Annotated in this window: 10 protein-coding genes; 6 read left to right on the top strand and 4 right to left on the bottom strand. The window is 41.6% G+C overall.

The window, feature by feature from the left end:
• Window positions 1–351 precede the first annotated feature (351 nt).
• Window positions 352–813, top strand: a complete 462-nt coding sequence (locus tag O9295_RS10000) for an Hsp20/alpha crystallin family protein (RefSeq protein WP_104395463.1) — start codon at window positions 352–354, stop codon at window positions 811–813.
• A gap of 102 nt (window positions 814–915) precedes the next feature.
• On the opposite strand, the gene O9295_RS09995 is transcribed toward O9295_RS10000, so the two are convergent.
• The 3 genes from O9295_RS09995 to O9295_RS09985 all read right to left on the bottom strand — a co-directional run bounded on the left by O9295_RS09995 (window position 916) and on the right by O9295_RS09985 (window position 2,956).
• The gene (locus tag O9295_RS09995) at window positions 916–2,130 is read right to left on the bottom strand and encodes a DUF790 family protein (protein WP_287739583.1); all 1,215 of its coding nucleotides are present in this window, start codon (window positions 2,128–2,130) and stop codon (window positions 916–918) included.
• 78 nt (window positions 2,131–2,208) lie between these two features.
• Window positions 2,209–2,553: a hypothetical protein gene (locus O9295_RS09990; protein ID WP_061430783.1), complete on the bottom strand. Its 345-nt coding sequence runs from the start codon at window positions 2,551–2,553 to the stop codon at window positions 2,209–2,211.
• A gap of 208 nt (window positions 2,554–2,761) precedes the next feature.
• On the bottom strand, window positions 2,762–2,956 hold the full coding sequence (locus O9295_RS09985) for a hypothetical protein (RefSeq protein WP_002761266.1): 195 nt from the start codon (window positions 2,954–2,956) through the stop codon (window positions 2,762–2,764).
• A gap of 358 nt (window positions 2,957–3,314) precedes the next feature.
• Here O9295_RS09985 and O9295_RS09980 point away from each other — a divergent pair, with 358 nt between their 5' ends.
• The 5 genes from O9295_RS09980 to O9295_RS09960 all read left to right on the top strand — a co-directional run bounded on the left by O9295_RS09980 (window position 3,315) and on the right by O9295_RS09960 (window position 9,027).
• On the top strand, window positions 3,315–3,665 hold the full coding sequence (locus O9295_RS09980; protein ID WP_002761268.1) for an STAS domain-containing protein: 351 nt from the start codon (window positions 3,315–3,317) through the stop codon (window positions 3,663–3,665).
• 292 nt (window positions 3,666–3,957) lie between these two features.
• The gene (locus O9295_RS09975; RefSeq protein ID WP_002761270.1) at window positions 3,958–4,887 is read left to right on the top strand and encodes a CoB--CoM heterodisulfide reductase iron-sulfur subunit B family protein; all 930 of its coding nucleotides are present in this window, start codon (window positions 3,958–3,960) and stop codon (window positions 4,885–4,887) included.
• Between the two features lie 22 nt (window positions 4,888–4,909).
• On the top strand, window positions 4,910–5,242 hold the full coding sequence (locus O9295_RS09970) for a BON domain-containing protein (protein ID WP_004162645.1): 333 nt from the start codon (window positions 4,910–4,912) through the stop codon (window positions 5,240–5,242).
• Window positions 5,243–5,968: 726 nt separating this feature from the next.
• Window positions 5,969–8,521 carry a leucine--tRNA ligase gene (leuS, locus tag O9295_RS09965; RefSeq protein WP_288032853.1) on the top strand — a complete coding sequence of 851 codons (2,553 nt, stop codon included), beginning with the start codon at window positions 5,969–5,971 and terminating at the stop codon, window positions 8,519–8,521.
• 128 nt (window positions 8,522–8,649) lie between these two features.
• Window positions 8,650–9,027, top strand: a complete 378-nt coding sequence (locus O9295_RS09960) for a hypothetical protein (protein ID WP_288032852.1) — start codon at window positions 8,650–8,652, stop codon at window positions 9,025–9,027.
• 1 nt (window position 9,028) lies between these two features.
• Here the strand turns inward: O9295_RS09960 and O9295_RS09955 are convergent.
• Window positions 9,029–11,329: CHAT domain-containing protein (locus O9295_RS09955; protein WP_288032851.1), on the bottom strand; the 2,301-nt coding region annotated here is incomplete at its 5' end.

The raw sequence follows: 11,329 nt of genomic DNA, 5'->3' as shown, positions 1-11,329 counted from the left end.
ACCTTGTTGGATAAGGCTTTTAGACTTTTTTGACCTCAAAAAGTCCCGACCCTTGCAGTGATTGAGGGGAAAATTCAGGTACTTTTTCCCTGAAAATTAGGTAATTGACCAGGTGAAAATGGGTAAAACCCCACACCCCACCTGCCCCCCCCGATGTCGGGGGGGTTGGGGGGCCACACCCTGCCACCAGGAAAAACTTTTTCAGCAGACCCTAGTATAGGAGATAGTACGGGAATCTGGAAAAACTCAATACCGAAAACCCTACCCCAGTCAGAGAATCTTTTATCTATCCTAAAAGTGTAGAGATAAACCAACATCTCTAGCGTCAAGAAAACTTCGGAGGTGACTTATATGGCACTTATACGTTGGGAACCTTTCAGAGAAGTAGAAAGCCTACAGAAAGAAATGAATCGCTTGTTTGACCGTCTTGTGCCGACTGATGTAGGCAATGGCGAAAAAATGGGGTTATCCTTCATCCCAGCGGCGGAAATTACCGAAACGCCAGAGGCAGTTCAGCTTAAACTGGAAATACCTGGTATGGAAGCCAAAGACCTCAACGTGGAAGTAACAGCCGATAGTCTGACCATTAATGGTGAAAGAAAATCGGAAATTAAAACCGAAGAAGAAGGATTTACCCGCACTGAATTCCGTTATGGTAAATTCCATCGGGTTATTCCTCTACCGGTTCAGGTTGATAATAGTAACGTGACCGCTGAATACAAAGATGGCATTCTCAACCTCACCCTCCCGAAAGCGGAAGAAGAAAAAAATAAAGTGGTGAAAGTGTCCATCAGTCCTGCCATTGCTCAATGATGTAGCTCTCATTGTCTGGTCTTAAGCGAAAGAGTTAACCTAGTGTGATTAAACCAAAGCGGGAGTATCAAACCATACTTCCGCTTTTAGCTTCCTAAACCTTTAACTTAAAACTTCTAACACTGCTTGGGGTGATAATTTATCTTTAAACCAGATAACCTGAGCGGGTAGATTTTGGAATTTAACTCCAGCTTTTTCTAGATTTAACCGTTCCGATACGGCTAAAATTAGATTGTTTGCTTGGGCCGATTTAACCTGTAAAAATTTCTTTTGTAGGTATTCTGGTCGCCAATAACCAACAATTTCGAGGAGAAAAACGCGACCATCGGGATGCACTAAACGGAAATCGGGAATCATCACTCCTCCGGGTAAAGGCACTAAATCCACTTCCCTTTCTAGTTGCCATTCAGTTTTTAACTGTAACCAACGTTTAGCAAAAGATTCCTCTAACATACTATCATAGGGTTTACCTGGGGAATAGTGGGACACCAGACCACAGTTATCCTCTAAATTGAACTGTTGTTTTTTAATAGTGCCTGTATAGGAATCTTTATACTGTAATTGTGCCTTCAGATTCCAGTGAGTAACATGGAGTAAGGCAGGAATTAATTTAGCGATTTCAATGCCATAACGACTGTTAGCTTTAAATAAACTGGTGGGACCATCGATAGTAATAGTAAATCCCGTGTCGGCATCCCCTTCGATATAAGTCATTAAACGAAATAGTTTTAGATAGCGAAAGAGATATTTATATTCCCCCGGATCGTTGCGGTGGACGTTGATGATTAAATAACTGGCCCGATAAAAAATACCTTGAATTTGCGAGAGGTTAAAACGATGAATTAAGTTTTCGGGGGTGGGAGCATCAAATTGAGTGAGAATTTTATTCTCTGCTAAATCAGCATAGAGTCCTTTTTCTAGAGCTACTGGAAAAATTTCTTGATTTAATTCTTGGCTGAGTTGCTGGGCAATTGTTTGAAGAATTAGCGATCGATTTTGGGGAATAGGAACAAAGTTAGCCGCTTGTTCAAAAACTCTTTTTCTTAATTCCTGCGGTTCTAAGGGACTAATAATCTCAAAGGTGGCAAAATGATTGGTTAATAGGTGAGCAAATCCCCGTTTAATTTTATAATCGGGACTGTCTCCCTCCAAGATTAGGAGTTTTTGGCTTAATTCTCCCTTAGTTTGACCGATACTTTCCTGAAAACAGGTGATTTGTTCTTGAGCGATCATCAGATAATCAGGAGCGATCGGTAAGCGTTTGGGAATAATTGTCTCGCCATTTTGACGGGAAATCAATAAATCGGTCGGTAACATGGCAAGCTAGAGAAGAATAATCAGATGGGGAGAGGTGGGACGACAAGGAAAGGTCGAAACCCCAAAAATCCCCCGATTCTAACTATTTTGGTCGAGATAACGCTCTAAATCTTCGATTACACGGGTTAATTCTGCTTCTGTGGTTAAGCGTAGGCGATCGTCACGAACCGTTAACAAAACTTTAGCCGAAAAAGGACTCGGATAAATATTGGGATTACAAAACACTTCCAGAAACACATCACCAGTGTGCTGATATTCCAGCGGTTTTTGGGGTTGGGGTTTACCCCCACTAGAGGCATTACTGGCGATCGCTTTCAGGCGATCAAGTAAAATATTAATTTCCCTTTGCAAATCCAGAGCAGCACTGGGACTGAAACGAAAAGTAACGGAACCTTGCAAGAGATTAAGAGTTAAAGGAATCATGGAAAAAATCAGGTTAAGAGAAAGCCTGAAGTCAATTATATTAATTTGGGGAAATTTGGGGAAATTGGGTTTTGGGGGATGGTTCAGTCATCAGTCATCAGTCAGGTTCTTCGTTACTAGGTCCGGAGTGAACTGAAAACTCACCACTGATAACTCACCACTGATAACTCACCACTGATAACTGATAACTGATAACTGATAACTGAAGTTACCGACGGGGAACGAGATTAATCCGGCCCTCGTCCATTTCATCCATGAGTAACTCTAGGGCCTCGTAATCCACATCGGAAACGTAGCCAAGACGAGCGAGGAGTTCATTAATTCCGTTTTCGATTTCTGGCGTGATTTGACGATAATATAGGGCTTGTTCCACTAATTGGCGGATAGTCGGCTGGGTATCCACAATTTCCTTACTCTAGTTCAATAAATCTAGTTTCTGTATCCTGCTTTACTTTATTTCAGCAAAAATACCAGTATAATGCTGGTTCATCATCAGTCATTCGGGATTAGAGCTTAAACCTAACGACTTTCCCCTGGTATTCGCCCTAATAAGCCTTGATCACTGTTCCTCTTGACTCCCCGGATCATCAGGTTAACCTAAAAGTGGTTCCTTCCCACAGGGTAAAGATTAAGAAAAGATTAATCTTTTCAGGAGAGGGAAAATATATCAAGACGAAGGTTACAAAATCAGAAAGTTAGGACATAATAGCGGTATCTGATCTCCAGTTAAAAGGTTCATTTATGAATTTCAAAGCCCAGCCATGAAAAGTCCTGTAAAAGTCCCGGAAATTGCTCTATTTGAGCCAAACGGCTATATTACCGCCGCTAACGTCCTAGAATTTCAAGAGCAGCTCACCAATCTGGTTAACCAGAGTCGCTCTATCACTTTTCTCGTGGATATGAGTAGGGTGGAATTCCTCGACAGCGCTGGATTAATGGCTTTAGTTACTGCCTTTCGTCTGGCTCAAAGTCAAGAAAAATCCTTCAATATCTGTTCTATTCCACCTTCAGTCAAGATTATCTTTGAATTAACCCAACTCGATCGGGTTCTCTCGGTTTTCCCTAGCCGTGCTGACTTTGATGCTGTCATCACCCTCCCTCAAGCGGCGTAAGCAGACAAAATAGGGTTTCTGGCCGTAATTTCTCGGCTGCACTCTCAATTCTACCGGTAAATCACCTCTTGACCGGACAGATTGCCATTGGTACAACCGACTCCTCAAAACAACAATTTTTCTCAAGGAGAGGCATTATACTGTTGAGATGGCTCTCCTCGTTTTTGGATATTATTTCGGGGGGCAAACTAGCATACACTTGTTGGGAGCAGCTCACAAAAGGCTGTCTATTAAGAAATTCCATGACTTTAGTGATGACAGAGGGGAAGGGGGCCAAGATGGTAGATAGGTAATGAGTAGTAATTTCCTAGAATCCATGACAGTCAAAAATCTCCAGTATGCTTATTTTCCCGGTTGTGTCGCCCAAGGTGCCTGTCGGGAACTATATTTATCCACGGCAGCCCTGACGGAAGCTTTGGGGATTAATTTAGTCGAACTCAAAAAAGCTGCCTGTTGTGGTTCGGGAACCTATAAGGAAGATTCGCAACTGTTGGAAGATGCCGTCAATGCGCGCAATATTGCCCTAGCGGAAGCCCTCAATTTACCCCTGTTGACTCACTGTAGCACCTGTCAAGGAGTGATCGGTCATGTGGATGAGCGCTTGAAGGAAGCAAAGCATAATAATCCCAATTATGTTGAGGAAGTTAATAATTATTTACAGAAAGAACATTGTTCCCCCTACCAAGGTACGACGACGGTTAAGCACCTACTCTGGGCAATTGTCGGCGATTATGGCTTAGATAATTTGGCAGCTAAGGTGGTTCGTCCCTTATCAGGCTTAAATTGTGCCAGTTTTTATGGTTGTTATCTCTTGCGGGCCCAGGATACTCTCCCCTACGATAATCCTTTTCAGCCGGAATCCCTAGAAAATGTCTTTCGGACCGTGGGGGCCAATCCGATTTATTATCAAGGACGCACTCAATGCTGTGGTTGGCCCCTGTCCAGTTATGCCACCACCCAATCGTTCCAAATGGCAGGAAAACACATTTTAGAGGCGATGGCAGCGGGGGCCGATTGTTTAGTCACCCCTTGTCCTTTATGCCATCTTAATCTTGATTCCCGACAACCGGAAGTGGCAAAAGCGATCGGTCGAAGTTTAGGTTTACCCGTGTTACATTTTTCCCAATTAGTCGCTTTAGCGGTGGGAGTCAGTCCTGATCGTTTAGGATTAGATCGACACATCGTTTCCACCAAATCCCTCTTAAAGAAATTGGGGTTTTAGAACTCAATCAGGAGTGTTAGGAATGGATTGGTTAAAAAGAATTTTTGGCTTAGATAAACCGGCCGATGCCGCTAGTGCGATCGCGGGGAAAGCCGCTGCTGCGGGTATTCCCCCCGAAAGAGTCGGATTAGATGGAAAATACGACGAAAGCGGCCTAGCTAAACGAGTAGTTTTAGCTTTTGACGAGACACCGGATTTAGCTGATGAGGACAAATTGTGGGTCGCTCAAACTGGTGGTAAAGTTGTACTAAAAGGCAAGGTTTCCAATCAGGCGACTTTAAATAAAATGGTTGCAATTGCCAGTAAAGTCCATGGGGCAACCGGCGTCGATACCAGTCAAGTAACTATTGGGTGAAGTCGAACGGCTGTTAACCTCTTGTAAAAATCAAAAATTGTTGTTAGGGTTAGGAGTCAGTCCTGATGCAACAAGTTACACCGCCAAACATGAAAATATTCTGATCCTAAATCTGGTTATTAAAAACGGATTATTTATTCCCCCTTTTGCATGAGTGCCTCTCCTGATATGTAGCCTAGACTCAAGGGATTTAGTATTACTTCCGACTTTATCGCTCAATCCAAGCTTTTGGGGGGTTCTACCCCCCAAACCCCCCGTTGGGGGCGTGGCGCCGCCCCCAAACCCCGGAGCGCATTAGTTTTTCGGTGGGATGCTTACACGCAGCTGCTGACACATCTGTAATAATTTAAGAGTCACTCCACTTGCAGGAGTACCTCTCCTGATATGTAGCTTATACTCAACGGATTTAGTATGATCGACGAATTGGCGTTATTTCAGCTTCTATTTTCTAGTCAGTAGCCAGTAGTCAGTAGTCAGGAGAATTAAGAATGAAATAATAATCAGTTAAATGGTCTATTTACAGATTTTATGCGATTTAATCCTTATTTTTGACGTTTTTGAACCCTCACAAGTTAATTATGCAAGAGGTTTAATATTCGCCGTGAAAATTAACCACTAAAACCCAGAGGGTTTTTGGCAGGGTGGATAACTCCAAGACTGGCAATCACCCCCAGCCGGCTGCGGTAAAATGGGAGGGATAGATACAACTCAGGAGAAAAGACCCCAGTGCCGTACAACCCCGCAGAAATCGAACAGAAATGGCAGAAGATTTGGCAGCAAATGGGATTGGACAAAACCCCAGAAAACGCCGATAAACCGAAATTTTACGCCCTCTCCATGTTCCCCTATCCATCGGGCAACCTGCACATGGGTCACGTTCGCAACTATACTATCACCGATGTGATTGCCCGTCTGAAAAGAATGCAGGGTTATCGCGTGCTGCATCCCATGGGGTGGGATGCTTTCGGATTACCGGCAGAAAATGCCGCTATTGAAAGGGGAGTTCCTCCGGCAAAATGGACTGATCAAAATATTGCCCAGATGAAACGGCAATTACAACAGTTAGGATTATCTATCGATTGGGAAAGAGAAGTTGCCACCTGTTCCCCGGAATATTATCGTTGGACCCAATGGCTATTTTTACAGTTTTTTGAATCAGGATTAGCCTACCAAAAAGAAGCGGCAGTGAATTGGGATCCTATCGATCAAACTGTCTTGGCCAATGAACAGGTAGATAGTGAAGGAAAATCTTGGCGATCGGGTGCTAAAGTAGAAAGAAAATTACTCCGGCAATGGTTCCTAAAAATCACCGATTATGCCGAACAATTACTCACTGATTTAGATAAACTTACCGGTTGGCCAGAACGGGTTAAAACCATGCAGGCCAACTGGATTGGTAAATCGGTAGGTGCTTATTTAGAATTTCCTCTTGTTAACTCCACAGAAAAAATTGCCGTTTTTACCACTCGTCCCGATACGGTTTATGGAGTCACTTATGTGGTACTTGCTCCCGAACATCCCTTAACTTTACAAGTTACCACTCCCGAACAAAAATCGGCCGTAGAAACTTTTATTCAAGAGATAGCCAGCGAAAGCGAATTAGAAAGAACCGCCGAAGATAAACCCAAACGCGGTATTAAAACCGGAGGAATGGCAATTAATCCTTTTACTGGTGAAGAAATTCCGATTTTAATTGCTGATTATGTCCTCTACGAATACGGGACGGGGGCAGTGATGGGAGTCCCGGCTCACGACAGTCGCGATTTTAAATTCGCTCAGGAAAATAACCTGCCAATTAAGATAGTTATTACTCCAGAAAGTGGCGAAATTGAGTTAAAAGAAGCCTACACAGAAGCGGGAATTATGATTAATTCCGCTCAATTTAATGGACTTAATTCTACAGCAGGAAAAACCGCTATTATTGATTATGCCACTGCCCAAGGTTACGGCAAAGCTAGAATACAATATCGCCTCCGGGATTGGTTAATTTCCCGTCAAAGATATTGGGGTTGTCCGATTCCAGTTATCCACTGTCCTAACTGTGGAACCGTGCCAGTACCTATCGATAATTTACCCGTTACTTTACCGGAAAATGTCGAATTTAGCGGTCGAGGTGCTTCTCCTTTAGCCAAATTAGAAGACTGGGTAAATGTGGATTGTCCTCGCTGTGGCACTCCCGCAAAACGGGAAACAGACACCATGGATACTTTCATCGATTCTAGTTGGTATTTCCTCCGTTATACCGATGCTAAAAATGAAGATATACCCTTTCAATTCGAGAAGGTTAATGATTGGATGCCCGTGGATCAATACGTCGGAGGAATCGAACACGCTATCCTACATTTACTCTATTCTCGTTTCTTTACCAAAGTTTTAAGAGACCGAGGTTTAGTTAATGTCGATGAACCTTTTAACCGTCTATTAACCCAGGGAATGGTACAGGGATTAACCTACAAAAATCCCGAAACTGGCAAATATGTCCCCGCAGAAAATGTTATCTATAAAGAGGATAAATATCGTGATAAAGACACGGGAGAAGTTCTATCTTTCTTCTTTGAAAAAATGTCTAAGTCGAAATATAACGGCGTTGATCCTCTGAAAGTTCTCGAAAAATATGGGGCCGATACTGCCCGAATGTTTATACTTTTTACCGCACCCCCAGAAAAAGATTTACAGTGGGATGATGCGGGGGTAGAAGGACAATTTCGCTTTCTTAATCGGGTGTGGCGTTTAGTCAGCGAATATATTGAAAATAAACCCAAGCAAGTCAAAAAAATAGAAACTTTCTCGAAAACTGACAAAGATTTAAGACGGGCAATTCACACCGCTATTAAAGAAATCTCCGAGGATTTAGAAGGAGATTATCAATTTAATACCGCCATTTCAGAATTAATGAAACTCAGTAACGCTTTAGGGGATAATAAGTGTTTTGAATCCCCCATTTATCGGGAAGGAATCGAAACCTTATTAATCTTACTTTCCCTTTTTGCTCCCCATCTTAGCGAAGAATTATGGCAAGCTTTAGGCCATAGCCAATCAATTCACCTGCAACCCTGGCCAAAAGTTGATCCCACTGCCCTTATTGTGGACGAGATTACCCTTGTCATCCAAATTTTGGGAAAAACCAGAGGCACGATACAAGTTCCCGCTAGTGCCGATAAAAGCACCTTAGAAACCCTCGCCCTGGAATCAGAAATCGCCCAACGTTATTTAGAGGGCAAGGAAATCAAAAAAGTGATTGTTGTCCCGGGCAAATTAGTTAATTTTGTCGTGGTTTAAATGACAGCAATTATCACAATGGTAGGGAATTAAGAACCTTTTCAGTTATCAGTGACCAGTTAGATTAACACTTTAGATGGCAAAATAGAAACTATACAATTAGCATTGTCTGTAAATAAGAACAACCTATGGATATTGAATCAACTAAAGTTACTTCTGAAGAAATTGCCCAGTTTCGCGCTGAATTGGCAGAGGATTCTAACGCATTAGGAGATATTGACTTAATTGAGCGGTGTGATGGCGATTTGAAGTATGCTGCTATTAGATTAGCAAGGCGTTCAAATATTGATACAGTGAGGGCAGATGAAGATAATTTTTGGCAACAAGCTATCACCCAAGCACGTCAATTAATATGTCATGACCGAGTTAAAGATGATTTAGCACCTAATATATTAGGTGGATTAGTTGGTTTACTTGCTACTTCTGGTAATCCAGTTTTGGTAGTGGTAGCAACTCCTCTCGCTATTCACGTTTTTAGGGAAACATTAGACAATTTTTGTGATTAGTTTAGATACCTGATGCGGTAAAAGCAGCCCAATAAAAAGGGTTATTGAACAGCTTATAATTAAGTTCAAACCCTTTTATTCTAATTTGTTCATCTTCAATCATATCCATCAATCGATTAAATTCTTTTGATGTTAATTTTTGTTGCATTGACTTGACAATTTTTAGGCAACTATCCAACTGATTCAAGTATTCTTGTACGGTTAAATTCTGTAACCAGTTTTGAGCTTGTTTTAAAGCAACTGGTACAGAAACTTGCTGATTCTCATCAAATAAAATCTCATATAATTTAATCATCAAGAAGGAGGTTGACAGGTCATTAACTGTCCATAAACTACTGACAACACTGGGACTTCCTGCAAACAGAAAACCACTGGGTAAACCGATATATTCATCGCTGATAGAGTTTAAATCAATTAAGCCAGTTTCGCAAGCGGAAAGGGTGACAAGGCGACATTTATGCAAGCGCAGTTCAAAGATTTCGCCTAATGTTAAGGATTCTTTATTGGCTAATAATAAGGCGGATTCTAGGGGATTAGCTGGGTTAAAGCCTCCATGACAGGAGAAGTGATAGCAGTGGTTATCTGAGGATTTGAGATGGGGAAGAACAGCGTTTTTAGTGGCGTTATCTTGGGCGATAACTTGAGGTTCAGTAAAGAAAGTTGAGAGGATATTAACTTCTAAGTCAGTGTAAAATAAGTCTTTAGTGGGGTTTTGAATAGCGAACAGTTTATTAAAGTCTGAATGGTGAAAAATTTGGGTGATTTTTTGCAAGATTTGACAACTAGGGGCATATTGTACACCCTTGGGAAATAAATCTTGTAATTCTGATCCCCCCGTTACCGACTCCCCCCTTTTTAAGGGGGGTTGGGGGGGATCAACAGGTAAGGCGTGAATAGGGAGAATATGCAGAAACCAATGGGGGATAATAATTAAGCGTTGACAAGTATCGGGAATCAGGGCAAGAATATCATTAATATGCAGAATATCAGCAAAAGTCTGTAAGAGGTTAGACAGTTGATTTCTCCATTCTTGTTTGCCATTTTTGGAGTAGTAAAGCTGTAGATAATTGTTGATTTTATCAAATAATTGATTTATATCATCTTCGGAAGATTGCCAAACTTTAACCTCTCCATCAGCAGACACCACAAAAGCGAGTATTTTCTCCCCTGTAATGTACCATTGCAGCAGACAAGTTTCAGCATCAGTTAAAGCCTGAATCTCTATAAATGCGATCGGCTCAACTTTTTGAGTGAGGCTAAAGAGAGGATCTTTAATTTCTCTTGCAATAAAATTATCTAAGTCTTGTTGATATTCTTTCAGATAACTATGATCTTGAACGTAGGGAGTTAAGTTATCACTACGCATTAAATTCTGATTAATGCTTTGATGTTGTAAACGAATTTGTTCATTAACCACTCTTTGCTTTAATTCATTTAATTGGGCGATAATTTCTTGACTAACGCCTTGGGGTTGTAGGTTTTTCTGGGTGATTAATTCCACCAGATTACGCCCTTTACTGCGTTCGATATATTCCAATGCCTTCTCCGGCTGATTGAGGTTAAGATGCGCCTGTACAATGCGATGAAAAACATCAATAGCATTGGATAAAACCTCTTGACGATCTTGGGGATTTAATGCTTCTAAGCGGGCATTCTCTACCGCTTCAATGGCGATATTATAGACTTCTGTTGCCGGTTGCCATTGTTCTTCATCGTAGTGTAAAATACCTAAATTACGGGCAGTTTGTAAACAATTAAGGGGATCAGATTCTTTGGTGTCTATTGTTAAAGCATTGTGATAAGATGCGATCGCTTTTTCTAAATTGTCGGCTTTCTCTCCTCTGATTCTGTTAATGTAAGCTAAAGCGAGATTATTCTGTGTCCCTGCCCAATCTTGTGGAAATGCGTCAAAAGTATAAACTTTCAAAGCTTCTTGGTAGTAGGCGAGCGCTTTTTCTAAATTGTCGGCTTTCTCTCCTCTAATTCTGTTACGGTAAGCAATAGCGAGATTATTCTGTGTCATTGCCCATTTTTGTGGAAATGCGTCAAAAGTATAAACTTTCAAAGCTTCCTGGCAAGCAGCGATAGCCCTTTCTAAATTGTCGGCTTTCTCTCCTCTGATTCTGTCAATGTAAGCTAAAGCGAGATTATTCTGTGTCCCTGCCCAATCTTGTGGAAATGCGTCAAAAGTATAAACTTTCAAAGCTTCCTGGCAAGCAGCGATAGCCCTTTCTAAATTGTCGGCTTTCTCTCCTCTGATTCTGTTAATGTAAGCTAAAGCGAGATTATTCTGTGTCCCTGC

The organism is Microcystis sp. LE18-22.4A (assembly GCF_027531105.1).
Classification (GTDB): domain Bacteria; phylum Cyanobacteriota; class Cyanobacteriia; order Cyanobacteriales; family Microcystaceae; genus Microcystis; species Microcystis aeruginosa.
The sequence above is the reverse complement of the archived record's forward strand: the minus strand, read 5'-3'. Positions and strand labels throughout refer to the sequence as shown.

Coding starts and splice junctions, on each gene's coding strand:
- O9295_RS10000 (WP_104395463.1), top strand. CDS start 352: ATGGCACTTATACGTTGGGAACCTTTCAGAGAAGTAGAAAGCCTACAG.
- O9295_RS09995 (WP_287739583.1), bottom strand. CDS start 2,130: ATGTTACCGACCGATTTATTGATTTCCCGTCAAAATGGCGAGACAATT.
- O9295_RS09990 (WP_061430783.1), bottom strand. CDS start 2,553: ATGATTCCTTTAACTCTTAATCTCTTGCAAGGTTCCGTTACTTTTCGT.
- O9295_RS09980 (WP_002761268.1), top strand. CDS start 3,315: ATGAAAAGTCCTGTAAAAGTCCCGGAAATTGCTCTATTTGAGCCAAAC.
- O9295_RS09975 (WP_002761270.1), top strand. CDS start 3,958: ATGAGTAGTAATTTCCTAGAATCCATGACAGTCAAAAATCTCCAGTAT.
- O9295_RS09970 (WP_004162645.1), top strand. CDS start 4,910: ATGGATTGGTTAAAAAGAATTTTTGGCTTAGATAAACCGGCCGATGCC.
- O9295_RS09960 (WP_288032852.1), top strand. CDS start 8,650: ATGGATATTGAATCAACTAAAGTTACTTCTGAAGAAATTGCCCAGTTT.